The 24,674-nt window shown below is 69.3% G+C and carries 24 protein-coding genes; 8 read left to right on the plus strand and 16 right to left on the minus strand.

What is annotated here, in order from left to right:
• Positions 1–19: 19 nt before the first annotated feature.
• The 3 genes from AC08OO_RS02360 to AC08OO_RS02370 form a co-directional block, all read right to left on the minus strand.
• Positions 20–1,540: a hypothetical protein gene (locus AC08OO_RS02360; protein WP_476608843.1), complete on the minus strand. Its 1,521-nt coding sequence runs from the start codon at positions 1,538–1,540 to the stop codon at positions 20–22.
• A gap of 140 nt (positions 1,541–1,680) precedes the next feature.
• Entirely contained in the window at positions 1,681–1,941 is a 261-nt protein-coding gene (locus AC08OO_RS02365; RefSeq protein ID WP_476608324.1) for a hypothetical protein, read from the minus strand.
• A 304-nt stretch (positions 1,942–2,245) separates the two neighbouring features.
• Entirely contained in the window at positions 2,246–2,494 is a 249-nt protein-coding gene (locus tag AC08OO_RS02370; protein ID WP_011436037.1) for a hypothetical protein, read from the minus strand.
• 565 nt (positions 2,495–3,059) lie between these two features.
• On the opposite strand from AC08OO_RS02370, the gene AC08OO_RS02375 reads away from it, so the two are divergent.
• From AC08OO_RS02375 to AC08OO_RS02385, 3 genes are all read left to right on the plus strand, one after another.
• Positions 3,060–4,259: a cytochrome P450 gene (locus AC08OO_RS02375; RefSeq protein ID WP_476608844.1), complete on the plus strand. Its 1,200-nt coding sequence runs from the start codon at positions 3,060–3,062 to the stop codon at positions 4,257–4,259.
• 44 nt (positions 4,260–4,303) lie between these two features.
• The gene (locus AC08OO_RS02380) at positions 4,304–4,498 is read left to right on the plus strand and encodes a ferredoxin (RefSeq protein ID WP_476608322.1); all 195 of its coding nucleotides are present in this window, start codon (positions 4,304–4,306) and stop codon (positions 4,496–4,498) included.
• Between the two features lie 562 nt (positions 4,499–5,060).
• Positions 5,061–6,707 carry a fibronectin type III domain-containing protein gene (locus tag AC08OO_RS02385; protein ID WP_476618185.1) on the plus strand — a complete coding sequence of 549 codons (1,647 nt, stop codon included), beginning with the start codon at positions 5,061–5,063 and terminating at the stop codon, positions 6,705–6,707.
• A gap of 90 nt (positions 6,708–6,797) precedes the next feature.
• Here AC08OO_RS02385 and AC08OO_RS02390 read toward each other — a convergent pair whose 3' ends face one another.
• The 11 genes from AC08OO_RS02390 to AC08OO_RS02440 form a co-directional block, all read right to left on the minus strand.
• On the minus strand, positions 6,798–8,534 hold the full coding sequence (locus tag AC08OO_RS02390; RefSeq protein ID WP_476608846.1) for a fatty acyl-AMP ligase: 1,737 nt from the start codon (positions 8,532–8,534) through the stop codon (positions 6,798–6,800).
• 65 nt (positions 8,535–8,599) lie between these two features.
• Positions 8,600–9,280: a thioesterase II family protein gene (locus AC08OO_RS02395; RefSeq protein ID WP_476608847.1), complete on the minus strand. Its 681-nt coding sequence runs from the start codon at positions 9,278–9,280 to the stop codon at positions 8,600–8,602.
• A gap of 86 nt (positions 9,281–9,366) precedes the next feature.
• On the minus strand, positions 9,367–10,647 hold the full coding sequence (locus AC08OO_RS02400) for a cytochrome P450 (protein WP_476618186.1): 1,281 nt from the start codon (positions 10,645–10,647) through the stop codon (positions 9,367–9,369).
• An 11-nt stretch (positions 10,648–10,658) separates the two neighbouring features.
• Complete coding sequence (locus tag AC08OO_RS02405) at positions 10,659–11,561, minus strand: class I SAM-dependent methyltransferase (protein ID WP_011436044.1); 903 nt, start codon at positions 11,559–11,561, stop codon at positions 10,659–10,661.
• A gap of 5 nt (positions 11,562–11,566) precedes the next feature.
• Complete coding sequence (locus AC08OO_RS02410) at positions 11,567–11,824, minus strand: acyl carrier protein (protein ID WP_011436045.1); 258 nt, start codon at positions 11,822–11,824, stop codon at positions 11,567–11,569.
• A 12-nt stretch (positions 11,825–11,836) separates the two neighbouring features.
• Positions 11,837–12,853, minus strand: coding sequence for an acyl-CoA desaturase (locus tag AC08OO_RS02415; RefSeq protein WP_476608849.1), 1,017 nt, complete (start codon positions 12,851–12,853; stop codon positions 11,837–11,839).
• Positions 12,854–13,122: 269 nt separating this feature from the next.
• Positions 13,123–14,373 carry a cytochrome P450 gene (locus AC08OO_RS02420; RefSeq protein ID WP_476608850.1) on the minus strand — a complete coding sequence of 417 codons (1,251 nt, stop codon included), beginning with the start codon at positions 14,371–14,373 and terminating at the stop codon, positions 13,123–13,125.
• 181 nt (positions 14,374–14,554) lie between these two features.
• Complete coding sequence (gene chrA / locus AC08OO_RS02425; RefSeq protein ID WP_476608851.1) at positions 14,555–15,769, minus strand: chromate efflux transporter; 1,215 nt, start codon at positions 15,767–15,769, stop codon at positions 14,555–14,557.
• 203 nt (positions 15,770–15,972) lie between these two features.
• A complete protein-coding gene (locus AC08OO_RS02430) occupies positions 15,973–16,683 on the minus strand; it encodes a DUF305 domain-containing protein (protein ID WP_476608852.1) in 711 nt (236 codons plus the stop codon).
• A 91-nt stretch (positions 16,684–16,774) separates the two neighbouring features.
• Entirely contained in the window at positions 16,775–17,275 is a 501-nt protein-coding gene (locus AC08OO_RS02435; protein WP_476608853.1) for a hypothetical protein, read from the minus strand.
• Positions 17,276–17,357: 82 nt separating this feature from the next.
• Positions 17,358–18,422 (minus strand): C40 family peptidase, encoded by a 1,065-nt coding sequence (locus AC08OO_RS02440; RefSeq protein ID WP_476608854.1) that lies wholly within the window; start codon positions 18,420–18,422, stop codon positions 17,358–17,360.
• Between the two features lie 347 nt (positions 18,423–18,769).
• On the opposite strand from AC08OO_RS02440, the gene AC08OO_RS02445 reads away from it, so the two are divergent.
• Together AC08OO_RS02445 and AC08OO_RS02450 are read left to right on the plus strand one after the other, a co-directional pair.
• On the plus strand, positions 18,770–19,231 hold the full coding sequence (locus tag AC08OO_RS02445) for a BlaI/MecI/CopY family transcriptional regulator (protein WP_476608855.1): 462 nt from the start codon (positions 18,770–18,772) through the stop codon (positions 19,229–19,231).
• Positions 19,180–20,154: a M56 family metallopeptidase gene (locus AC08OO_RS02450; protein ID WP_476608856.1), complete on the plus strand. Its 975-nt coding sequence runs from the start codon at positions 19,180–19,182 to the stop codon at positions 20,152–20,154. The genes AC08OO_RS02445 and AC08OO_RS02450 overlap by 52 nt, the downstream gene beginning before the upstream one ends.
• A 267-nt stretch (positions 20,155–20,421) precedes the next feature.
• Here AC08OO_RS02450 and AC08OO_RS02455 read toward each other — a convergent pair whose 3' ends face one another.
• Positions 20,422–20,625, minus strand: coding sequence for a multicopper oxidase domain-containing protein (locus AC08OO_RS02455; RefSeq protein ID WP_476618187.1), 204 nt, complete (start codon positions 20,623–20,625; stop codon positions 20,422–20,424).
• Between the two features lie 175 nt (positions 20,626–20,800).
• On the opposite strand from AC08OO_RS02455, the gene AC08OO_RS02460 reads away from it, so the two are divergent.
• The 3 genes from AC08OO_RS02460 to AC08OO_RS02470 all read left to right on the plus strand — a co-directional run bounded on the left by AC08OO_RS02460 (position 20,801) and on the right by AC08OO_RS02470 (position 23,764).
• Complete coding sequence (locus AC08OO_RS02460) at positions 20,801–23,233, plus strand: heavy metal translocating P-type ATPase (protein ID WP_476608858.1); 2,433 nt, start codon at positions 20,801–20,803, stop codon at positions 23,231–23,233.
• Between the two features lie 91 nt (positions 23,234–23,324).
• Complete coding sequence (locus tag AC08OO_RS02465; protein ID WP_476608859.1) at positions 23,325–23,531, plus strand: hypothetical protein; 207 nt, start codon at positions 23,325–23,327, stop codon at positions 23,529–23,531.
• A complete protein-coding gene (locus tag AC08OO_RS02470) occupies positions 23,504–23,764 on the plus strand; it encodes an STAS domain-containing protein (RefSeq protein WP_476618188.1) in 261 nt (86 codons plus the stop codon). The genes AC08OO_RS02465 and AC08OO_RS02470 overlap by 28 nt, the downstream gene beginning before the upstream one ends.
• A gap of 56 nt (positions 23,765–23,820) precedes the next feature.
• Here the strand turns inward: AC08OO_RS02470 and AC08OO_RS02475 are convergent.
• Positions 23,821–24,674, minus strand: an 854-nt coding sequence (locus AC08OO_RS02475) for a diguanylate cyclase domain-containing protein (RefSeq protein ID WP_476618189.1), incomplete at its 5' end; no start/stop codon positions are given.

The raw sequence follows: 24,674 nt of genomic DNA on the forward strand, positions 1-24,674 counted from the left end.
GCTGGCCGGCGGGAGGCCGTTACCCGCGTCGGCAGCCTTCCCGGTGCGCCCGGACCGCCCGTAGCACGCCCCGGGCGAGCAGGAACAGCACGAACAGCATCCCGCCGGCCGGCAGCGCGACCAGCAGCGCGGAGACGACCTCCGCGAATGCGGTGACCAGCTTCCCGTCATGGGTCGCCCGGCCCGCCAGCCCGAGATAGTCCCACATGGCCCGGGTCGTCCGGGTAAGCGCGAACGGAACCGAGACCATGAGCACGACCAGGTTCACCAGGATCAGCGGCGCCGCGAGCAGCGCCCAAGCGGTCACCACGATCCGGGCCGGCCGGGTCAGTCCGTCCGGTCGGGTCCGGATGTCCGGCGGGGTCAGCCCGTCCGGTCGGGTCCGGATGTCCGGCGGGGTCAGCCCGTCCGGCCGGGGCCGTCCTGCTGATCGGGCAGGCCGCCCGCGCGGGACGCGGTTGCGTCGCCGTGGCAGCGTCGCGCGTAGCGCCGGCCCCATCCGGTTGAACAGGTCCGGTACCCCGGCCAGGTCGCTGACGATGTAGTAGCCGTCCAGCCGGACGAAGGGCGCAAGCTGGCGCATGGCATCCAGGTGGACAAGGACGACGGCGGTCACCAGCACACCGGCGTGGGTGAGCGCGAGAGCCCCGGCGAGCAGCAGAACGAACAGTCCGTTGAAATAGATGCCGCCGAGGTCGGTGCGCAGCCGGCCGAGCCGGCTCAGCCGGTAGGAGTCGGTGACGTCGGTGAAGAAGGCCGGCCACACCAGGTACATGCCGAAACCGATGACTCCCGGGCGGGCACCGCCGTAGTGGCAGGCCGCGGCGTGCCCGCATTCGTGGAACAGCGCGCCGGCGAGGGCCAGGCCGACCACCACCAGGATCAGCGCCGGGGTCGCGAGCACCTCCGCCGCGCTGTCTCGGACGCTGTGCCGGGCGAACGTCCACACGTCGGTGACCACCAGCAGGGCCAGCAGCAGGGCCACGGCCGCTGGCCGGAACAGCATCGCGAACACCCGGCTGACCCGGTGCACGGCCGGCGCGGGTAGCAGGGTGTGCCGGGCTGCGAGTGTGAACAGCGCCTTCGCCCGTGGTGCCGGGGTGACGCCGTTCTCGCTGGCGATCAGGCCGAGTGGCATGAGCCGATCCGCTACGAGGTACGCGACGTCGGCGCCACTCATCCGGCGGGCGCAGACCACCGTGACCCGGTCGGCAATCGCGGCGACGTCGCGGGCGCCGTCCGCCGCTTCGAGGATGTGCGCGAGCAGTTCGGTGAGTGCGACGACCTGACCGTCGGCGCGGCGGGCCAGGAAGACGGGTCGGGCCAGGCCCGACCCGGTGAACTCGCCGAGTAGCGCCAGGCCGTCGGCCCGGCTCGGTCTGGCGGGTACCTCGGTCGGCCCGGGAACGCCCGTCGGATCGGGAACGCCCGTCGGATCGGTGACGCCGGTGATATCGGTGAGGTCGGGCGTCCGGTCCGGTTTGGAAGGCACCGGCGGCATCGTTGTCGGCCGGGTGGACGACCGGGTGGACTCGGTCATCTGCGTCCCATCCTCATTGTCATGAACTGGCGGGAAGCCGGCCGCCGGTCCGTCGACCGGCGGCCGGCCGGGTGACCACCCCGGAGGAATCCGGCGGTGTATCTGTCGATCGTAGTGGTAAAGTGGTAAAGTGGTCGGTGTTATTTCTGTATGATGATGTTGATGCTCGGTACCAGCGTGATGAGAATGGGCAGGAATCCACCGGCGACCTGCGGCTCCGCATGAGCGTCGATCTGTGCCATTTTCGACCAGGGGGAGCCGACCGGAAAGAAGGTTGGGTCAAACTCCTTCCGACCGATCTCGACCGCGGCGAGAGTCGTCCGCTCGGGTAGTAGTTCCGCCCATTCCAAGAACAGTTCTCCATTCAGCTTGCCGGCGCAGTTGCCCGTGATATCGTTCATTCTTGTTTCCCACCGATCTGAGTTGCCTCGGATATTCGGGCGGTGGGAACGCTAGCCACCGCTCAACCTGGTGGCCAGCACCTGCACAAGGTGTGTCACGGTCGTGCCAGCGTCGGTCGAAACTTCGGCTGGCCTTCTCGGATCGGCCTGACTGAGGCGAGGGCATGCCTTCCGGCCGGCCGAAGGATAGTCGGCCGGCCGGTGGCCGCGGGTGCACGGTGCCCTTGGCGACCTCGGGAGAACGTGGTCGGGTGCGGTTACCCGGCCGGGGAGACCGGCGTGAGGAGCAGAATCGTTCCGGAGCTCACCACTGCTCGATGCGGTTCCAGCTGTTGGCGATGGTTTTGACGAACGCTCCGTCGCTGTAGGCGGTCTGCGGCTCCGGATGATTATCGATTTGCGCGTTGTTGCTGCCCGGCGAGCCGACCGGGTAGAAGGTGGGGTCGAACTCGGTGCGGTTTATCTCGATCGCAGCCAGGGTCATGCGCTCGGGCAGCAGCTCCGCGTGTTCTTGCGCCAGCTCGACGACGTCTGTCTCCCTGCGGTCCCTCATCTTCTGGCTCCCCTGTGTGTCGCTCGGTACCCGTCATGACGCAGGATGTGGGGCACCGGCCGGTGGCGAGGAATCGGCCGGCGCGGGGTCAGCACTCACCGGAGGGCGCGGCATCCGCGGAATCCGCGGAATCCGGTGGTACAACCGAACTGTAGGAGCCGCGGTCACCCTCCGCAACACGGATCTTGTCCTCGGTTGATCTGACCGGTCCAGGCCCACTCGGCGGGTGGTCGGATCATCATCCGAGCCCGGGCGCGAGCCTGGCGTGGGGAAGGCCGATTCTCTACGGATGATTCATCATGGCATTTTTCCCGATGGCGGTAGATGGGTAATCGAAAGCGGTAGACAATATTGAACTATGATGAATTTTGTCAAAAAATATAAAATAATACTGACCAGTGTCGAACAGTTTCGATCCACTCGTTGATGGACGTTCTCTTCCTCGGGGTTATCTTCGGCGGTGGATATCCGGATGCGGTCCGTTCAAACGACAGCAATTTTTCGCGTGGATGGTAGCGTCGTCGGTGTCCGAGGTCCCGCGTGAACGACGAAGGGTGGACAGGCGATGGCCGCGGCACCGATAGTTCCGCTGCATATACGGCGAGCGCAGTTCGATCCGATCGAGGAACTCGTCCGGATCCGGGACACCGACGGCGTCTGCCGCGTTGTCACCGTGTTCGGGGTACCCGCGTATCTGGTCAGCCGGTACGAGGACGTCCGCGAGATACTCGCGGATCCGGGCAGGTTCAGCAACGTCAATCAGTGGGTCGTAGGTCCTGGCGGTCCCGTCCTGAGTGATGAGGAAATCGCCGAACTGCGGGCGGGGCAGATGCTCGCGTTCGATCCGCCAGATCACACCCGGCTGCGCCGGATGCTCACCCCGGAGTTCACCGTGCGCCGGATGCGCGGGTTGGAGCCGCGGATCCGGGACATCGTCGACGCGGCGCTCGACGAGGTGGAACGGGCCGGCCGGCCGGCCGATCTGGTCGCGACCTTCGCGCTTCCGGTGCCGTCGCTGGTGATCTGCGAGTTGCTGGGGGTGCCGTATTCCGACCGCGCGGAGTTCCAGCACCGCACCCGCCGGCAGATCGACGCCTCGTTGCCGATCGAGCAGCGGCTGGCCCTGCAGCGCGAGGCCCGTGCGTACATGGCCGGGCTGGTCACGCGGGCGCAGGCGGCCCCGGGCGAGGATCTGCTGGGCATGCTGGTGCGCGAGCACGGCGACGAACTGAGCACCGCCGAGCTGGTCGGCATCGCCTCGCTGCTGCTGGTCGCCGGGCACGAGACGACGTCGAACATGCTTGCTCTCGGCACCCTGGCGCTGCTGCGCCATCCCGACCAGCTCGCCATGGTCCGCGACGATCCGGCCCAGGTCGAGCCCGCCGTCGAGGAACTGCTGCGGTGGCTGTCCATCGTGCCCTCCGGTGTGCCCCGCACGACGACGACCGAGGTGGAGATCGCCGGTCACCGCATCCCGGCGGGCGAACAACTGCTCCTGGCGCTACCCGCGGCCAACCGAGACCCGGCTCTCGTCGGGGATCCGGACCGGCTCGACATCACCCGTGGCGCTCCCGGTCACGTCGCTTTCGGCCACGGCGTGCACCACTGCCTGGGAGCGCCGCTGGCCCGGATGGAGATGCGCATCGCGTTCCCCGCGCTGCTGCGACGCTTCCCCGATCTCGCGCTGGCCGTGCCCTACGAACAGGTCGCGTTCCGTGCCCATCATGTCGTACACGGGCTGCACGCACTCCCGGTCACCTGGTGAGACCCGGTCACCTGGTGGAAGAGGGCGGAACAGGAGGGTGTCGCATGAAGATTGTCGCTGATCGCGCCGTCTGTGTCGGCGCTGGGATGTGCGTGATGACCGCGCCGGAGGTCTTCGATCAGGGTGACGACGGCCTCGTCGTCACCCTGATCGAAGAGATCGCCGCCGGTCGGCTGGACGCCGTGCGTCGATCGGTCGCGCTGTGTCCGTCGAAGGCGCTGCGCGTGCTGGACGACTGACGAACGGGTCGGCCGCCCGGCGGGCGTCACGCGGTGCAGCTGCTGGTGAAGCTATCCGTGGGCGGCGTGGATCCCGGGGGCGTGGATCCCGGCGGCGTGGACATGGCACCTCCGATGCGTCGCGACCGGGGTCGTCGGGCGCACGTCCGGATGGCGGGCGAGATCCGGTCTCCGCTGATCATAATAGGTTGATGAGCTGACGGATCGCGGCGCATCAAGACCCTGATGCCGCCTCAAGACCCTGATGCGTGGTTCCGTGCCGCTCCAGGGCGCCGTGTTCCGGGGTGTTGTGTTCCGGACCGCCGTGTTCCAGGGTGCTGTGTTCGAATGTTCCAGGGGTACCGTGCTTCCGGTTTTGGGGATTTCTCGACCGAGAATTTCCGTAGGTCCGCTCGGCCGAAGGTGGTCCATGAGCCAACGGGCGCGTCCGCACGTCCACCGAGACGGCGGCGTATATCTTGGGGTCGCGTCATATCAGTCCCGCGTCCGGAGCAGCATCTCCCTAGCGGTGCCACGCTGATATGCCGGCTGAACCCGACAAAACCCTCGGAGGAGACAGACTGTGTCGGATTCGCAAGGTCTTGTGTTCGCGTCAGCGGAGTGGCTGCCCAACGGAACCGAACATTGGGCCAACTTCAAGGTGACCATCTCCAACTACTCCACCGAGGACGTGGTGGATCCGGAGATATCCTGTACGTTCGCCGCGCCCCGGCTCATCCGGAATGTTTACGGCCTGGTGTTCAACCCGGTTGATCGGCCGACTGACGTCGTCACTGGCCGCCTGGTGTCCGAACGGAAGATCATCCAGGCGAGGGGATCGCAGGAGTTCACCCTCGCGATGCAGAACGGTGGGACGGGCGCAGGCTCGGATCCCGCCCTGCTGCCGAACGGCTTCACGGTCAACGGGGAGAACGCCAACCCACCCGAGGACACCGATCCGCCCACGGTGCCGGAGAAGCTGCGCATCACCGGCTGGGCGCCGCACAGCCTGCACCTGACCTGGGATCCGTCCACGGACAACATCGCGGTGGCGGGCTACGAGGTGTTCTACCGGACTCCGGGTGGAGAACCCCGTGTCCTGGCGACCACCGCCGCCGAGGCCACGGTGTCGGGGCTGAACTCGTTGACGGAGTACATTCTGCGGGTCCGCGCGTTCGACGTCAGCGGAAACCGGTCGGAGCTGTCCGAGGAGGTAGCCGCGTCGACTACCGCCCCCCTCCCGGACCCCGGTACCTGGGATGCGCCGCGAGCGCCCTTCGTCGACTACACCGCATGGCCGAACCCGAAGCTCGCCGAATACGGCTCCCTGTCCGGAATCGACAGTTTCTTCGTCGGCTTCCTGGTGGCGCAGCCGGGTGGTGACAAGAAGGTGTACTGGGGCGGCTATCCGAGCTACGGGGAGGCCGCGACAGGCGATTTCGGCAAGGAGGACTTCGCCGCTTTCACCGCGCAGGACGGGAAGGTCATCCTCTCCTTCGGCGGTGCTTCCAACGTCCCCCTGGAGGATGTGGAGACCGACGTTTCCAAGATTGTGGCGACGTATCGGGCGATCCTCGCGAACTACGGGGTCAGCCATGTCGACTTCGACTTCGAGGGAGCGTTCATTCAGAACCGGGCGGGGTTGGAGCGGCACGTCGCCGCCATCTCCCAGGTGCTCCCGGCCTACCCCGGCCTGAAGATCTCCTACACGCTTCCCGTCGACGGTGCTCCCGGCAGCCTGGTGGGTTTCAACCCCGACGGGGTGCGTCTGCTGCATCTGCTCGCCGACGCGGGCGTCCAGCCATCGCTGATCAACGGCATGCTGATGGAGTTCGGCCAGACGGCCCCCTCGGACGCCTATGAGTGCTGCGTGATCGCGCTTAACGGCATGTTCACGCACATCGCCGGGGCCTGGCGCGACTGGGACGAGCAGAAGGTCTGGCGGCGGATCGGCGCCTGCCCGATGTTCGGCCGCCACATCAACGGCCGGATCTTCACGCTGGACCACATGCGCCGGCTCGTGGAGTTCGCCCGTACCCACAACATCGGCGCCGTCTCCGGTTGGGACGCCACCCGGGACTACAACCAGGGCCGCCTGCCCGAATGCGCCGACTTCAACGGGAACGACCTGGCGAAGTGCACCTACGTCGAGCAGAACCCGTTCGACTTCTGCAAGATCATCGCCACCTACCGACCCGAGTCCGTTCCCGCCGCCGCGCTGCGGCGGTAGGTCCGCGCCCGCGGCCCGGCGGCGCACGTAGCCGCCGGGCCGCGGTCCGGCTTTCCTGGCGGCATTCCGCCAGGCGGACCGGCGGATCCGTCAGGCGACGGAGGACATCCCCGGTTCCCAGATCTCGAACCCGGCCGCCAGGTAGCGGTTCCTGGCCGCGGCTCGCATGATCTTGCCGCTGCTGGTCTTCTGTAGCCGGCCCGGCAGGGCCAGCACGAGGTCGTTCACCGAGAGGTCGTGTTCCCGCGTCACCGCCGCCCGGATCGACGCGGCGACGTCCCTCGCGTCGGCGCTGAGGCGCTGCTCGTCCCTGATCTCCTGCACGACGACCAGCTTCTCGCCGTCGGCACCGGGAACCGAGAACGCGGCGCACCCGCCGGGGCGCAACGCGGGGTGGGCCGACTGGACGGTGAGCTCGATGTCGTGGGGATAGTAGTTCCGGCCCCGAATGATCACCAGGTCCTTCAGCCTGCCCACGACGTAGACCTCGCCGTCGACCAGCAGGCCGAGATCGCCGGTGCGCAGGTAGGCCCGGCCGGTCTCGCCGTCGAACTCGGCGTGGAACACCTCGGCCGTCGCCTCCGGGCGGCGCCAGTATCCCTGCGCCACCTGGTCGCCGGAGACCCAGATCTCGCCCACCTCGTCCGCGGGGCACGGGCGTCCCGTTTCGGGGTCCACTATCCGGAGCTCCTCCTCCGGGAGGACGAGCCCGGATCCGACGAGACTCCGGCCGCGCCCGCCCGATGCCGGCACATAGCGCCGGTGACCGAGCGCCTCGACGTCCGCCTCGAGGGCGCGGGGACCGCGGCCCTTCCGGCTGCCGGTCACGAGCAGGGTTGCCTCGGCCAGGCCGTAGCATGGGTAGAACGCCTTCTCGTCGAACCCGTGGGGCGCGAAGATCGCCGAGAACCGGCGCAGGGTCTCGTGACGGATGGGCTCGGCCCCGTTGAACGCGACCTTCCAACAGCTGAGGTCGAGGTCCGGCACATCCCCCCGGGCGGCCCGTGCGACGCAGATATCGAAGGCGAAGTTGGGCCCGCCGCTGGTGTGGGCCCGGTACCGGGAGATGGCCGACAGCCAGCGCAGGGGCCACCGGATGAACGTCATCGGCGCCATGAGGATGCTGGTCGCCCCGAGGTAGAGCGGCTGCAGGATGTTGCCGATCAGCCCCTGGTCGTGGAAGAACGGTGCCCAGCCGACGAACGTCGAGTCCTGATCGTGGTCGAACGCGCGCCGGATCATCTCCTGGTTCGCGGCGAGGTTCCGGTGGGAGACCATGACCCCCTTCGGATCGGACGTGGAACCGGAGGTGTACTGAAGGAAGGCGACGGAATCCGGCGGACAGGGCCGGGGGTGGAAGCTCGTGCCCGCCTGGTCCGTCTCGTCCGTCTCGTCCGCCACCTGGTCGACCGGCAGCCAGGGGAGGGGGCCACGGATCGATTCCACGACGGGCCTGATGTGCTCGACCATCGCGCCGACGGTGAGCACGGCCGAAGGCTCGCAGTCCTTGATGATGCTCCGGGTCGCGTCCTGGATCAGGTTCCTGCGCGGGGGGTTGACGGGGACCGCGATCACCTGCGCGTAGAGGCAGCCGAAGTAGGCGACGATGAAATCCAGACCCGGCGGGAAGAGCAGCAGCGCCCGGTCGCCGGGCCGGCAGTGCCGGATCAGCTCCCCGGCCACGGCGAGCGCCCGCGCGTGCAGGTCGCCGTACGTCAGTACTGCCTTTTCCGCCTCGTGTTCATCCACGAACACGTAGGCCCGCCTGGCCGGCTGGCGGGCGGCGCGGTTCTGTAGGACTTCCGGCAGCAATGTCGCGTGCGGCACTCTTTTTCCTTCCCTCTTTTCCTTCCCTCGACTTTCCCTCCCGCCCCGGAGCGGCTCGACGGAGCTCATTCCAACGCCGCGGCGATGCGCGCCGCTATGGCCACCCGGTGGCGTTGATGGAAGAAGTGATCGCCCGGGAAGGTGTGGACCGCGAAGGCCACGTCCGTCTCGTCCCGCCAGGCTTCGATCTCGGCCAGGTCGACAACCGGGTCCGCGGTTCCGTAGAAGGCCGTGATCGGGCAGCGCAGCCTGGGTTCGGAGCGGTACGCGTACTCCTCGCTGAGCGTCAGATCGACTCTGGTGAGCCGTAGCGTGTAGCGCAGGAAGGCCGCACTCCGATGTGAGCCCCCCGTGTCACCCATCGTCTTCAGCGCGGCAACGAGCGCGTCGTCCGGCAGGTGATGGATCGGTGCCCTGCTGGCGGGCCGGTGCGGCGCCCGGCGGCCGGAGACGAACAGATGCACCGGTGGGATACCCGCCGCACTCAGCGCGCGGGCCAGCTCGAAGGCGACCAGTGCTCCCATGCTGTGGCCATACAACGCCACGGGCGGGTCGATCAGCCGGGTCACCTGCGGCAGCAACGCGTCGACGGCATCGTGCACCAGGCGCAGCGCGGGCTCGGCCACCACGTCCTCACGACCGGGCAGCTGGACCCGCACCGCCGTGACGGTCGGCGGGAACAGCCCAAGCCATCTGGCGAAGGAACTGGCTCCGGCACCGGCGTGCGGGAGGCAGATGAGCCGCACGGCGGCATCCGTCGGTTCGTACCGCAGCCACGTCCGGCCCGTCAGCCCGGTGCCTGATACCCCGGTGCCTGATACCCCGGTGCCCGTCACCCGACACCCCGCACCGAGACCGGAAGCTGCTTCAGCCCGCGGACGATGAAGCTGTGATCCTGCCAGTCGGGTTGCGTGACCAGGAGTTCCAGGCGTTCGGCTCGCCGGTACAACCGCTCGAGGGCGACCTGGGCCTGCAACTGCGCCAGAATCCCGCCCAGGCACCCGTGCATCCCGTGGCCGAAGGCGAGATGCCCTCGTGCGTCGCGGGTGATGTCGAACTCGTCCGGCCGGCTGAACACCGCGGGGTCGCGGTTCGCGGCGCCGAGGCACAGCAGAACCTGATCGCCTGCCCGGATCCGGCTTCCGTCGATCTCGACCTCGCGCGTCGCGACGCGCTTGGTCAGCTGCAGGGGACTGTCGTAGCGCAGAGCCTCGTCGACGGCGCCGCCCAGCAGCTCCGGCCGACGGCGTAGGCGCGCGTCCTGATCCGGGTGCTGGAGCAACGCGAGGAGACCGTTGCCGATGAGGGATTTCGTGGTCTCGTTGCCGGCCACGAAGCACATGATGCAGACGAAGACGAGTTCCTCATCGCTGAGCCGGTCGCCCCCGGCCGTCCGCGCGGCGAGCAGCCGGCTGATCAGATCGTCACCCGGCCGGGACCGGCGTTCGGTGACCACGTCGTCCAGGGCCTGCGCGAATGTCTCGACGACGTCGGATACCCGGGTGAAGTCCTCGGTCTTCATCAGCCCCGGCTCGAGCAGGAAGCGGATGTCATGCGTCCAAGGCCCGACGCGCTCGCGCAGGCTGTCCGGAAGGGCCATCCAGTCGCACATGACCGTGAGCGGCAGGGGCCCCGCAAGATCGGCGACGACGTCCATGCCGCCGTCGTCCCAGGCTCGCCGCACCAGCCGCTCCGCGACCTCGTGGACGCGGGGGCGCAGCTCGGCGACCGCCTGCGCCGTGAATACCCGGTTCACCAGGCCACGCAGCCGGGCGTGGTCGGGGTTGTCGGTGAAGACGAGCGACTTGGTCGCCAGCCGCCCGATCCGCGCCACGTCGTCCCGCGACAGCCGCGACGCCTGCCGGCTGACCAGCTGGGGGATGAGCCCGGCGCTGAACGTCCGGTCGTGCAGGACACCGCGCACGTCGGCGTGCCGCGTGAGCACCCACATGCCCAGCGTCCGGTGGACGGGCTGCGCGCCGCGAAGCCGCGCATAGAGCGGGTACGGACTGCGCCGGAACTCGGCGCCGAAGGGGTTGAAGCGGATCGGTGCCCGGGTGGCTCCGGCGGTCGCGGTGTCGGCGGTCGCGGTGCTGGGTGTCGGGGACGTCATCCCGCCCGTGCTCATCCCGCCCGCACCCCGCGGCCCTCGAAGTATCCGCTCCCGAAGGGCTGAAGGACGAGCCTGAGCAGGCAGATCTTTCCCATCCGGAACCCCAGGGCGGACAGCTTCAGGTAGCGCTCGTACCGGGCGACCACCTCCGGTCCGACGACACCCACGGCCTCCTCGCGGTGCCGGCGCAGTCGGCGGGCCCACTCCTCGCATGTCCAGGCGTAGTCGAGCCGACCGTTGTGCACCGACTGGATCTCGAAGACGCCCTCCGCCGCGGCGGTGATCTCCGTGAGCGTCGGCAGATCCGCCGCCGGAAATATCTCCTGCTGAATGAAGGCGCTCGCGTTCTCGCGGGACATGTTCGCGTAGGCGATCGTCTGCAGCGACAACACGCCGTCCCGCTTCAGCCAGCCGTGGCAGCGGGTGAAGAACTCCCGGTACAGGCGGATCTTCTCGGCGGACGAGTCGTCGGGTCCGGCGAAGTGCTCGAAGGCACCGATGGAGATGATCCCGTCGAACCGGGTGCCGGGTTCGTAGTGCGCCCAGTTCTCCGTGCGCACCTCGACGCCGGGATAGCCGCGGGACCGGACGAAGGCCGCCTGCTCCGCACTGAGGGTGAGACCGACGGAGCGTCGCACCCCGTGCGTCTCCGCCAGTCGCCCCAGGATCGAGCCCCACCCGCAGCCGATGTCCAGAACACTTTCGGCGCGGTCGGCGCGAATCGCGTCCAGGTGGAACCGCAGCTTCCTTTCCTGGGCGGTTTCCAGGGTGTCGTCCGCGCCTTCCCGCAGCGCGCAGGAGTAGGTCAGCGAGCGGTCCAGCCAAAGCCGGTAGAAATCATTTCCGACGTCGTAGTGGTGGCGGATGGCCGCCGCCGCTCCGACCGTTCGATCGTGTCCGACCGAGGTGGCCATGACGACTATGCCACGTGCCGCGGGAGCTGCGTGTGCAGGTACGTGGCGACCGCGTTGAGGTTCGGGTTCTCGAACAACGCCTCGGGCGGCAGGTCGACGCCGTAGCGTTCCTCAACCTCGATCAGCAGGGAGACGGCGAGGGCGGAATCGATTCCCAGTCGATCGAAGTCCGCGTCCGGATCGACCTCCTCCGCGGGTATCTCGAGGAGACCCGCGACATACTCCTGGCACCAGGTGACAATCTCTTCCCTGCTTGGCTCCACCGTGCTCGCTCCTTATACCGCGGTACTCGGAGCGGATCTTCTGGCGGCGATGCGCTTCGCCGCCATCCGCTCTTCGGACGGAAGTTTGACATCCCAGGCGAGGCCACTGACCGCGAGCAGCCTGATGAGCCAGTAACCCGGATCGAGGCGGTACCACCGCAGCCCGAATGAGGGCGAATCGGGGAACGCGTGGTGATTGTTGTGCCACGATTCGCCCAGGCTCAGCAGGGCGAAGATCCCGCCGTTCCTGCTGTTCTCCCGGGACTCGTAGGGGCGGGTGCCGAACATGTGCAGGAAGGAGTTGATCCCCCAGATGACGTGTTCGAGGACGAACATCCGTACGAGACCACCCCAGAGGAAGCCGCTCACCGCCCCGGTCCAGCTCTGGTAGACGAGGCCACCGACGAGCGCCGGGAGCAGAAGCCCGAGCGTCACCCAGTAGTAGTAGAGGCGGGCCACCCGGACCAGCGCGCGGTTCTTGATCAGATCCGGCGCGTAGTGGACGACGTTGGGATATTCGTGGCGGCGCATCCACAGGAAGTGCGAGTGGGCCAGGCCGCGGAGCCGGCCCTTCAGACCGTTGCCGGCGAGATTCGGCGAGTGCGGGTCTCCGTCGCGATCGCTGCACTCGTGGTGCCGCCGGTGCAGAGCAACCCAGGACACCACGCCGCCCTGGCCGGCCATCGAGCCGAGTACCGCGAGCGCGGCCGCCGCGGCCGGCGCCGCCTTGAACGCGCGGTGCGTGAAGAGCCGGTGATAGCCGACGGTGATGCCCAGGCCGGTCAGGAGCCACATCGAGAAGAGCAGGGCGAGTTCGGTGGCCCCGATCGGATGTACCGCGAGAAACGCGATGGCGGCGGCGGTGCCGGTAATCGGGAGGACGTCGAACAGCAGGAAGTGCCGGCGCTGCAGGCGATGCAGGTAGGAATTGCTGATCGTCTTCCGGCGGGGAGTGGATCCATCGGCTCCGTACCCTTTTTCAGAGTACCCGGTTTCAGGAATGTGCGTTGCAGGCTGGAAGCCAGCCATTCTCGACCGCCTCCTCCGGAGGGCTGCGGATGGGTCGTCGGCCCGAACTTTTCCGATCGTAACAGCCGTCGTGGCCGGTTTCGGAACATGCGCCGGAGTAATCGATCGTGAGATTGTGTTTCGTTATCGTCCGCTGCTGAGCCGCACCCGCCGGCTCTCCGGCCCACAGATAGTGCGGGTGCGGCGGTAGTGCGGGTGCGGCGGTAGTGCGGGGTGTCGCCCAGCACCGTCATAGGGCGACACCGCATGGTCAGGGCGACACCGCATGGTCAGGGCGACAGCCGGATGGGGAGTGTCTCCAGGCCACGCACGACCAGATGCGGGCGGTAGGAGGGAGGCTCGGTGGCCGGCGTGAGGCTACCGGCCCGGCGCACGAGTGCCCGCAGGGCGATCTCCGCCTCCAGCCGGGCGAGCGGCGCGCCGAGACAGTAGTGGATCCCCAACCCGAAGCCGAGATGACGGGGGGCGGGCGTCGGCCCGGCGTACCGGCGGATGTCGAACCGGTCCGGCTCCGCGAAGGTCCGCGGGTCCCGCCCGGCGGCGGCCAGCATGGTGACGACGACCTCGCCCGCGGCGAAGGAGCGCCCGGCGATCTCGGTGTCGCGCAGCGCGAGACGCCCGATGAACTGGACGGGCGGGTCGTGGCGCAGCGTCTCGTCGACGAGTGCGGGCGCCAGGTCGGGGTCGGCCCGCAGCGCGGTGAGCTGGTCGGTGTCATGCAGCAGGGCGAGCACCGCGTTGCCGATCAGGTTGATCGTGGTCTCATACCCGGCGACCAGCAGCAGAGCGCACAGCTCCAGCAGTTCGGTCTCGGTCAGGCTGTCACCCTGCTCCCGCACCGCCACGAGAAGACCGAGCAGGTCGTCGGTCGGCCGAGCCCGTCTGGCCGCGATCAGATCCGTGAAGTAGGCGTCGAACTCGACGGTGGCCTTCCCTCGCAGGGCCAGCTCGTCGGGTGTGAGCAGATAGTCCGGATCGAGGCCGCGGGTGAGGGCGGTTCCCCAGGCCCGGAACGTCTCCTCGTCCCGCACGGGCACACCCAGCAGATCGCAGATGATTCTCAGGGGAAGGGGACGGGCGAACGCGTCGATCAGATCCACCTCGCCGGCCGCGAGCGCGGCGTCGAGCAGCGACTCGACCAGGACGGTGATCTGTGGCCGCAGCCCGGAGATGACCCGGGGAGTGAACGCCTTGCTGACCAGTCCGCGCAGCCGGGCGTGATCGGGCGGGTTCACGCCGAGGAGCGACCGCAGCCCGCCGTCGAAGCTGTTGGCGGAACGCCAGGCGTTGGTTCCCCCCTCACCCCGGCCCCAGGCGGCGTCCTGCAGAACGTGCATGCAGTCCTGGTAGCGGGTGAGCAGCGTGACCTGCTGGACGCCCAGCGGCAGACGGTAGAACGGATCCGCCTCCCGCAGGGCGTGGTAGCTGGGGTAGGGATCATGGCGTCGGGCCGGATCGAACGCGCCGAAGGCCGGCGGCGTGCCGACCGCGGCCGCACCGGACGGGGAATCGGCATCCATTGTCAGCTCCTCGCTTCCGGTGGTCGGTGACCCCGCAGCCGCGCCGCCGCCGCTGCGTGCGACCGTGAAGGACGTTTGCAGGGCGAACCGGACTCCCGATGAAGGGAACGCGAACGGACGACGGGAAGAACGGGAAGAACGGGAAGGACGAGAAGGACGAGAAGGCCGCCCGGCTGCTCCCTCATTGAGGGAGAGGCCCGCCGGCGGCGGTGACGACCACCCCGACCGCGGCGGCGATGAGCAGGGTGAGAACGACGCCGCGGCGCAGGGGCAGCAGAAGGATCATGGCGCCGCCGAGGGTGGCATACTGCCAGGGCCGGTCGAGCGCGCCGGCCAGCGGGATGGCGGAGCCGAGGATGGCGCCGGCCGCAGCGGGGGCGGCGCCGTCGAGGAAGGCGCGGATTCGCGGTTCGGCCCGCAGCCGGGCGAAGTGGGGACCGCCGAGCAGGATGAACGCGAACGACGGACCGAAGGCGACGGCCGCGGCCAGTAGCCCGCCGCCAATCCCGGCTGCCGCGTACCCGACGGCGGCGACGGTCTGCACGACGGGGCCGGGGGTGATCTGTCCGAGCGCGACCGCGTTGAGGAACTGGTCGGCGGTCATCCAGTGATAGTGGTCGACCGCGTCGGTCTGCATCAGCGGGATGATGACGAAGCCGCCGCCGTAGGACAGGGCACCAACCTTGAAGGCAACCCAGATCAGCGCGAGCAGCCCGCCGGTGCCGGTTGCCGCGGCGGCGAGCAGGGGCATGGGTGGCGCGGCAGCGAGCAGGGGCATGGGTGGCGCGGCAGCGCCCGGCTGGCGGCCGGGCCGATGGTGGCGGCGGGCGGCCAGCTCGAACGCGCCGCAGCCGAGTAGGACGAGCACCAGCCACGGGCCGACAGCGGCGGCGGCCGTCGCCCCGGCGGCCAGGTAGCACGGCCAGCGCAGGCGGCTGACCGTGCGCGCCCGCTGCCAGCTTGCCGGCAGCAACGCGACGCCGGCCTGGACGGCGACGGCCGCGACCGCGGAACCCGCCCCGGCGCCGGCGGCGCGTACCCACCGCGGCGGCGAGCCGGCGAGGAAGACCGCCGCCAGCGCGAGAATCAGGATCAGACCTGGCACGATGAACGCGATCCCGCCAACGAGCGCACCCGGCCGGCCCCGGAGCCGCCAGGCGCAGTAGATCGCCAGCTGGGTGGACGCCGGTCCGGGCAGCAGGTTACAGACCGCGACGGCGTCTTCGAATTCGGTGGCGGTCAGCCACCGCCGTCGCTCCACGCAGAGCTGGCGCAGCAGCGCGATGTGCGTCGGCGGGCCGCCGAAGCCGAGGCAGCCGATCCGGCCCCATTCCCGTAACACGGCGAGCAGGCTCGTGTGGGCGGGGGTGGCCGCGGACGGCGCATCGAGCTCCACGGTTGATATCCTCTCCTCCCCGAGGGAGGGGATTCCCGGGCCTCGCGGCACCCGGCCGGATGGTCAGGGTCGGCGCCGATCCACGAACCCTCCCTCCCCTGAAGTACTCGACTGAAGCACTCGACCGGCTGGCCGCGAGATGGTGGCCGCGAGGGTGTGTCGCGGCCACCATCTCTGCGGGCCAGGCAGCTCGGTCAGATCTTTCAGATTTTAGCGAGGAGGTTCCGCATACTCGTGATCTCGGCGTTCTGGGTGTTCTGAATATTCTCGGCGAGCTGCTGCGCCGGGGTATGGCGTCCGTCACGGATTTCCGTCTTCGCCATGGTGACGGCTCCCTGGTGATGTGCGATCATCATGGTGAGGAACATCTTGTCGAAGGCGGGTCCGGTCGCGTTCCCCAGCGCGGTCATGTCCGCGCTGGACATCATTCCTTCCATGGTGTCGCCCGGCATCATGGTTTCTGATCCGTGGTCGCCCATGTCATGGCCGCCCATGTCATGGCCGTTCATGCCGGGGCCGCCCATGCCGGGGCCGCCCATGCCGGGGCCGCCCATGCCGGGGCCGCCCATGCCGGGGCCCGATCCGCCGTCGCCGGCGGGGGGAGCGGTGGGCTGCTTCCAGGCCGTGAGCCAGCCGACCATCGTGGTGATCTCCGGAGTCTGCGCGGCGCGGATCTGCGGCGCGAGGGTCTTCACCTCCGGGTTCTGGGCGTGGGTGCCGGCCAGGTCGGCCATCTCGATGGCCTGCCGGTGATGGGGGATCATGTTCTGGGCGAAGGTGACGTCGGCGGCGTTGTAGTCAGTGCTGCCGGTGCTGCCGGTGCTGCCGGCACCGGTGCTGCTTCCCCCGCTGCCGCACGCGGTGAGAACGGCTGCGGCCAGAAGCGCCGGGATGAGCAGGATGAGTCGTCTCATGCTGGTTCCTCGTCTGCCAGGTGTCGGTAGATCCTTGTGCGGGCTCGCGGTGCGGGAGTCCGTGGGGACGCGCAGGCGAAAGCCGACCGGTCTACAGGCGGAGCACGCAGAGGCAGGCGAGTGAGGGTGCGCGGGACGGTGGCGGTCCGCCGGGGGGCGATCGCCCAGGCCGGGATGACGCCGCACGCAGCCGGCTCCGGGCTGCGAAGGTCGAGCGGACGGCGCGGGTGAGCAGCAAGGCGATGAACAGGACGCTGGCCAGGCGAAGGAACGCCAGGCACAGCTGACCGGCATGCCCGTCGTGGCCTGCGTCTGTGGCCGGCATCGTGACCCTGGTCCGCGGATCGAGACCGGCCAGGTGGACGGGCGCGGAGCGCGGATTCATCCCACCGTCGGGCATCGTCGCGTCGGGCATCGCCATTGATCCGCTCCGGGCCGCGGGGAGCCCGTGCGTGCCGGGGTCGGTATGGCCGGCGTGCGCGGACAGGCCGCCGTGCATGAGCAGGATGCCGAGGAGCACGGGCACGAGAAGCGGGAACAGGCGCAGCCTGCCTGGGGTGCTCTTTTCTCTTCCTCGGCGCCGGACCCTCACCGTTGCATGATGCTTCACGCGCAGGCGCTCGGTAAAACCTGCGCCCGGGTCGGCTCGTCTCCCGCACGGTCGAAAGAGCGGCTCACAGGACCCTGCCGACGTAGTAGCTGCTGCTGTAGATGAGCTGCAGGCTGACATTTCGTCCAGTTTGTGGCGCGGCCCACATATAGCCGTTGCCTGCGTAGATGCCCATGTGGGTGATGTTGCCGGGAGTCCCGAAGAAGATGAGGTCGCCGGGCTTCTTCCCGGACCTGGGGATGCGCACCGTGGCCTGGAACTGCTGCTGGGCGGTGCGCGGCAGGTTCCGCCCCAGCTGCCGGTAGACGTACTGGGCGTATCCCGAGCAGTCGAACGCGTAGGGTCCTGTGGCGCCCCAGACGTAGGGTTTGCCATTCTGCAGCGAGGCGAGGTAGACAGCCTTCGCTCCGAGGCTGCTCGCGGGGACCTCGTTCACCCTGAGCGGCGTGTTCCCGCCCATGCCCATGCCCATGGCTGAGGTGCCGCTGCCGCCGGCCCGCAGGGCCGGTGCGTTCACGGTGACGGTGGCCGCTCCGGCCAGGGAGGGGCGCAGCGCGTCGGATCCGTCGAAGACGGCGGTGATCGTGGTGGTGGACAGCAGGCGGGCGGAGATCCGCGTCTCGCCCGCATCGTTGGTGCGCAGCCGGGCGGTGGTGGTCCACTGCGGGCCGTTGATCACCGCGATCCGCACCGTCGCCCCGGCCAGCGGGGTCTGCCCGTCCATACTGATGGCGCGGACCGTGAAGACCACGGGAGTGTTCGGGGCGATGGTGGACCGGTCCGGTGCGATGGACACGGCGGTGAAGGCCGAGTCCTGCTCGGCGATCGCACTGGCCAGGGGCGCCGCGATGCGGGGCTGGGCGCCCGGGAGACCACCACCGATCATGTCTGCCGCGCTGACCGGCGCCGCGGGCGCGGCGGGCGAGTTGCCGGTGGTGGCCAGGGCGAATCCGGTGGACGCGGCGGCGAAGCTGCCGGTGGTCATCAACGCCAGGGTGGCCGTTCGGCGCTGGGCCGGGGTGAGACGTGGCGCGCGCAGGCGGAGCTGCTCGGCTCCGCGCAGGAGCCGCAGACCCTCGATGCGCGCCGTGTCGACAGCCGCGAGTCCGTTCCTGCCGGTGCGATCCACCCTAAAGATCCCCTCTTCGGTCCTATCCGCTCCTGACTACTATGACATGTAGCAGATGGGGTGAGAACGGACAGGGTCGGGGCGGGCTTGCCGTGGGCTGAACGCCAGGTAGGAAAAGAGATTCTAGATCGGATCCGGCCTGCTTCTCCCTCTTCATACCCCTTCATGTCCGGCCTCGGCCCTGCTCTGGCTACTGCTCGGAGTAGTAGTTGAGGCCAGGGCAGTAGTTGAGGTTCCGGTTGGAGGGCTGCCGGGATGGCTCGTCGGCGTGGTCCCGGCTGGGAGCCGACGACCGGCTTCGGCGCGGAGGTGGGTGCGCGCATCCGGTCGGTCCGGCTGTCTACCGTGTGGTTGGCTCGATCGTCAGCCTGGCGATGTGGCTCGCCGCGTTGCGGGCAGGATATTGGGAGGACGCGGGCGTGGTGGAGCGGCTCGGTGATCTGGAAGCCGAGGTTATGGATCGGGTGTGGTCCGCTCGGACCCCCGTGACCGTGCGGGAGGTGCGGGGGCTGCTCGATCGTCAGCTGGCCTACACCACCGTGATGACAGTGATGGACCGGCTGTTCCGCAAGGGCTGGCTGTGCCGGGAGCGGTCGGGACGGTCGTACCGATATGCTCCCGCGCTCAGTCGCAGCGCCTACGCCGCCCGGATGATGAGCGAGGTGCTCGCGGGGGCGGAGGACCGGGGGCTGGTGTTGCTGCATTTCGTCGAGACGATGGACGCGGCGGAGTACGAGTCGTTACGCGGTGCCGTGCAGTGGCACGAGAACCGACGTTCCCGGGGCTGCGACCCGGTCCCGCCGGCGTGACCGCCGCCGTGCTGGCGGCCTATGCGCTGCTGGTCGCCCATGGACTTCCCCGCCCGCTCGACGGGGCGTCCTGGACGTCCCGCGCACCTTGGCTTGCGATCATCATGTGGCTGGCCGTGGAGGTATCCGCCGCCTTCGCTGGGTTCCTCGTCTGCGTGTTCCTCGTCGTGCCCGCGCACGCCGGGGGAGATCTGCTCATCCTGCTCGTGCAGTGGTGCGGTTGGGCCGATCATCGGTTGCCGCCTCTTGCGTGGACGGCGCAGGGGGTGGCGGGAACCGCGGGGGCCGTCGGCGTGCTGCTTCGCCTCGGCTATGCCGCCGTCGGCGTCTGGGGCCGGCAACGTCGGATGCGGCTCCGTCACCGCCGCGACGTTCGCCTGCTGGCCCGGTTCGATGCCGGACTCGGCGTGTTCGTTCTGGACCATTCTCGGCCCAGCGCCTTCTGCCTGCCGGGCGGGGGCGGGACCGTCGTGGTGAGCGCGGGAGCGTTGCGTATCCTGCCGCCGGCCGAGCTGCGCGCAGTGATCGCCCATGAGCGGACGCATCTGCACGGCCGTCACCACCTGCTCCTTACCTGCGCTGCGGTGCTCGACCGGGCGTTCGGGTTCGTCCCCCTGTTCGGTGTGGCCCACGGCGAGCTGCGCCGGCTCGTGGAACTCGCCGCTGACGACGGGGCGGCGCGGGACTGTCCCCGGCAGGCGGTCGCCCATGCGGTCCTGCGGCTAGCCGCCCCGCCTGCCTCCGCGTTGGGCATGGGAAGCACCGCTGTTCGACATCGGGTGCTGCGTCTGCTCACCGCGCGGGAACCACTCGGCCGTTCCGCCGTCGCGGCGTGGGCGTTGCTGATCGCCGTATTTTTCCTGCTGCCACTGGCGGCCGTTGTCCTGCCCGCTCTGAGCGATCTCGGCTACCACTGTGTCTGACCGGAGCGGCGGTCTGACCGGAGCGGCGGTCTGACCGGAGCGGCGGTCTGACCGGACCGGCGCCACGGGGTCGGATCGGCCGCGCATACCCGGCCGATCCGAGTGCCACCGGCGCGGCGGTGCTGTCGGTGCGCAGGTCTCGCGGTGTGCCGATCAGGCCTCTACCGGTGCGTGTGCGGACCATGGTGGTCGCGGTCCCCGTCATGCAGGCCGGGGCTTCCGCGTTGCACATCAGGTGACGGTTGCACATCAGGTGACGGTTGCACATCAGGTGACGTAGGAGAGCGCGCTCATCATGCCGGCTTCCACGTGGTAGGCGTTGTGCCAGTGGATCGAGGTGTCGGCCGGCAATCCGTTGCGCAACGTCAGCCGGAGCCGGTCACCAGCCCGCACCCGTACCTGCGGCCCGGCCCGCCGTCGGCAAGTCCGATGGTCCAGCAGGCAAACAGCCGGATCCAAGCAGGTCGTCACACCTCCGGGGGTACAACCAAGGGGTTGCTGAACGGGTTGATGGAACTACTACACGGCATCGTTGAAGCGGTTACCGTCGGCACAGAAGCAGGACGAACCAGGGGAGTCGATCATGCGCCAGCATCAGCCTCATCGCCCCGCCCCAGGTCGAACCAGCGACAGCCAGCGCGCGAGGATGTCGACGGCGGTTCTGGAGGTCTCCGGCCTGCGGTGGGCGAGTGAGAAGGCGCGCGTCGAGGCTGTGCTGGGACGCCAGCCCGGGGTTGTCGAGGTCGTGGCCAACCCGGTCGCGCAGACCGCCGCCGTGCGCTTCGACCCGGCGCGCACCTCGGTGGCGATGCTCGCGGGCTGGATCCGTGACTGTGGCTTCCACTGCACCGGCCAGTCCGTGCCGGACCACCTGTGCGATCCACTTGCCGAGCCCACCGCGGAACGAACGCCCAAAGCGTCCGAGGCCGTCGGTCCGGCAATCGGGCACCATGCGCACGCGGCGGGTCATACCGTCCCGGTGGGCTCGCCGCGCGACGCGATGGGTCATAGGGGGCACGGTGGGATGTCGATGGCGGCGATGGTTGCCGACATGCGTAACCGGTTTCTGGTGGCGGTGGTCTTCTCGGTGTCGATCATGTTGTGGTCGTCGATGGGCCGGGACATGCTCGGTTTCCACGTGGCCGCGCCGTTCGGGCTGCGCGACGACGTGTTCCAGCTGATCCTGAGCCTGCCGGTCGTCGGGTGGGCGTCGTGGATCTTCTTCGACGGTGCGGTGCGGGCGCTGCGGGCCCAGACCCTGGACATGATGGTGCTGGTCGCGGTTGCGATCGGTACCGGCTGGGGCTACTCACTGGTCGTGACGCTGACCGGTGGCGGTGACGTCTTCTACGAGGCGGCCACCATGCTCGCCGCGTTCGTGCTGCTCGGCCACTGGTTCGAGATGCGTGCCCGCGGGGGTGCGAACGACGCGATCCGCACCCTGCTCGAACTGGCCCCGGAGCGGGCGCTGGTCATCCGGGACGGCGAGCCGGTCGAGGTGCCCACCTCCCAGGTCGTGGTCGGTGACCTGCTGCTCGTCCGCCCCGGCGGGAAGATCGCTGTCGACGGTCTGGTCGAGGACGGCGAGTCCGACGTCGACGAGCCGATGGTCACCGGCGAGAGCCTTCCCGTGCACAAGGCCGCCGGCGCCGAGGTCATCGGCGCCACCCTCAACACCAACGGCACGCTGCGGGTCCGCGCGACCAAGGTCGGCTCGGACACCGCCCTGGCGCAGATTGTCGCCCTCGTACAGGAGTCGCAGAACAGCCACGCGCCCGGTCAACGGCTGGCCGACCGGGCCGCATTCTGGCTGGTGCTCGTCGCACTGCTCGGCGGAATCGCAACGTTGCTGGTCTGGCTGCTGGCCACCGACCGCCCCGCCCAGGACACCGTCCTCTTCGGGATCACCGTGGTCGTCATCACCTGCCCCGACGCGCTCGGGCTCGCCACTCCCACTGCGATCATGGTCGGTACCGGGCTCGGCGCGAAACGCGGCGTCCTTTTCAAGAACGCGACCGCCCTGGAATCCTCGGCACGCACCAGCACCGTCGTCATGGACAAGACCGGCACGCTGACCAGGGGCGAGCCGGAGCTCACCGATGTCCTCGTCGCCGGCCTCACCGAGGACGAGTTGCTGCGGCTGACCGCCGCGGTGGAACGCCAGTCCGAGCATCCCCTTGCCGTCGCGGTCGTCCGTCACGCCGAGGTCCGCAGCTTACCACGCCCGCCTGCGGGCGGCTTCGTCAACATCCCCGGGCATGGCACGGTTGCCACTGTCGACGGCCACCGGGTCGCCGTTGGCAACCTCCGGCTGATGGAGGCCGAGGGCGTCCCGCCCGGGGATCTCGCCGAGCGCCGCGACGCGCTCGCCGCCGGCGGCCGGACCGCGGTGCTCGTCGCCGTTGACGGCAGGCCCGCCGGACTCCTCGGACTTGCGGACGCCCCCCGGCCGACGGCAGCCCAGGCTGTGCGGGCCCTGCACGACGCCGGCGTCGAGGTCGTCATGCTCACCGGCGACAACGAGGCCACCGCCCGCCGGATCGCCGGCCGGCTCGGCATCGACACCGTCATCGCCGAGGTCCTCCCGGGCGACAAGGCCGCCAGGATCGCCGACCTGCAGCGCGCCGGCCGGCGGGTCGCCATGGTCGGCGACGGCGTCAACGACGCCCCGGCGCTCGCCCAGGCCGATCCCGCCATCGCCATCGGCGCCGGCACCGACGTCGCGATCGAGACCGCCGACGTCGTGCTGATGCGCTCCGATCCCCTCGACGTGCCGGCAGCCCTGCTCATCGGCCGTGGCACCCTGCGCAAGATGCGGCAGAACCTGGGCTGGGCCGTCGGCTACAACGCCGTCGCGCTGCCGATCGCAGCCGGGGTCTTCGAGCCCTTGATCGGACTCGTCCTGCGACCCGAGATCGCAGCCCTGTCGATGTCCGGCTCCAGCTTCCTCGTCGCGGTCAACGCGGTCCTGCTCAAACGGCTCCGACTCCCACGCACCCTCACCGCACCGCCACCACCGACCACGACACCGAGCCAAGCCGCTGCCCCACCAGAACCCACACCGTCGCTCACTCGATGATGCGTACGCAGTTCTACGCTGTGGAGCTCGCCTTTACGCTGTGGGGCTCGCCCACCGAGGTCGGTGGAGGGCGAAGAAGCCGTCGACCGCGATGATGCGTACCGATCCGTTCCGTGAGCTCGATCGGCTGACCGAGGAGGTGTTCGGCACGCTCACGCGCCCCGCCGCGATGCCGATGGATGCCTACCGGTCGGGTGACGAGTTCCTGGTTCACTTGGACCTGCCCGGAGTCGACCCGGAGAACATCGACTTGGGCATCGAGCAGAACGTGTGGAATTTTGTGATCTCATCGGGTTGAGCGTCATCGACCGTGTCCGGCGGCAGGCGCATAGCCAGGGTGGATGGCTGCGGTTGGCCACCCCGCCACCGATCGTGCGGCGTGTCCCTGCCCTCACCGACCTGGGCGAGCACCTTCCCGTCTATCCGAGTATCGCCGCGGCCCTCACCGACACCGCCGGCCCGAGCGCCGCCCACCTCCTGCCCCGGCATCGGGCGCCACGGCATACCTCGATTAGACGGCGACCGGCCTGAACGGGGCCTCCTCCCCAGACCGGTGATACGTGCGCGGAACGGGGCAGGCAGATGGATCACATCAGGCCTACTACTCGGCCGTAGGCGCCCACCGGGTCGTCCTGGCTGGGTGGGTCCGGGTGGCGGTGCTCGGGGAGGGCGGACAGCTCCGGCCGGTAGACGACCAGCCTGCCCGCGCGTTCCCGCTTGGCCGCGTACATGGCCAGGTCGGCCTGGTGCAGCAGGCTGTCGGGACTGGCCGGCCGGGTGCTGGAGCCGTCGAGCGTGACTAGGCCGAAGCTGGCCCGCGGGGTGTAGATTTGCCCGGCCAGCAGGCACGGCTCCTGGACTGCCATCGCGAGCCGCTCACCCACCTTCCGGGCGTCGGCGCCGCCGCTGCCGAGAATGATGGCGAACTCGTCCCCGCCGAGCCGGGCGACGGTGTCCACCGCGCGGGTGTCCGCCCGCAGTCGCTCCGCGCTGATTTTGAGGAGCTCGTCCCCGGCGGCATGGCCGAACGCGTCGTTCACCCGCTTGAACCCGTCGAGATCCAAAAACAGGACGGACACCGTCCCGGAGTCGCCGGCGTGGCAGGCGTCGGGGTTGTCGGGGTCGTTGGTGAGGGCTCGTTGCAGCCGCCGAGTGAACAGCGCCCGGTTCGCCAGGCCGGTCAACGGGTCGTGGAACGCCTGATGGTGCAGCTGCCGTGCGCGCTGGCGTACCTCGGCCAACAGTCGGTTACTCTCCGCCAGGGTGACCATCTGCCGGACCAGCGCCACCAGCAGCAGTCCGACCATGCCGTACGCCTCAAACCGGTCGAGCTGCGCACCGGTCGACAGTTTGCCCAGGATCAGCAGGCCGGCCGCACCGAGCACGGCGTAAGGCAGCACGGCGTATGCCCACACCGCCCGGGGGCCGCCCGGGGTGGGGC

The organism is Frankia sp. CeCAU1, assembly GCF_977971845.1.

Bases quoted from the DNA above. Each gene is read 5' to 3' on its own strand.
- AC08OO_RS02365 (WP_476608324.1), bottom strand. From the start codon at position 1,941: ATGAACGATATCACGGGCAACTGCGCCGGCAAGCTGAATGGAGAACTG.
- AC08OO_RS02400 (WP_476618186.1), bottom strand. From the start codon at position 10,647: ATGACGTCCCCGACACCCAGCACCGCGACCGCCGACACCGCGACCGCC.
- AC08OO_RS02465 (WP_476608859.1), top strand. From the start codon at position 23,325: ATGATGCGTACCGATCCGTTCCGTGAGCTCGATCGGCTGACCGAGGAG.
- AC08OO_RS02460 (WP_476608858.1), top strand. From the start codon at position 20,801: ATGTCGACGGCGGTTCTGGAGGTCTCCGGCCTGCGGTGGGCGAGTGAG.
- AC08OO_RS02405 (WP_011436044.1), bottom strand. From the start codon at position 11,561: ATGGCCACCTCGGTCGGACACGATCGAACGGTCGGAGCGGCGGCGGCC.
- AC08OO_RS02415 (WP_476608849.1), bottom strand. From the start codon at position 12,853: ATGGCTGGCTTCCAGCCTGCAACGCACATTCCTGAAACCGGGTACTCT.
- AC08OO_RS02420 (WP_476608850.1), bottom strand. From the start codon at position 14,373: ATGGATGCCGATTCCCCGTCCGGTGCGGCCGCGGTCGGCACGCCGCCG.
- AC08OO_RS02370 (WP_011436037.1), bottom strand. From the start codon at position 2,494: ATGAGGGACCGCAGGGAGACAGACGTCGTCGAGCTGGCGCAAGAACAC.
- AC08OO_RS02375 (WP_476608844.1), top strand. From the start codon at position 3,060: ATGGCCGCGGCACCGATAGTTCCGCTGCATATACGGCGAGCGCAGTTC.
- AC08OO_RS02380 (WP_476608322.1), top strand. From the start codon at position 4,304: ATGAAGATTGTCGCTGATCGCGCCGTCTGTGTCGGCGCTGGGATGTGC.
- AC08OO_RS02360 (WP_476608843.1), bottom strand. From the start codon at position 1,540: ATGACCGAGTCCACCCGGTCGTCCACCCGGCCGACAACGATGCCGCCG.
- AC08OO_RS02430 (WP_476608852.1), bottom strand. From the start codon at position 16,683: ATGAGACGACTCATCCTGCTCATCCCGGCGCTTCTGGCCGCAGCCGTT.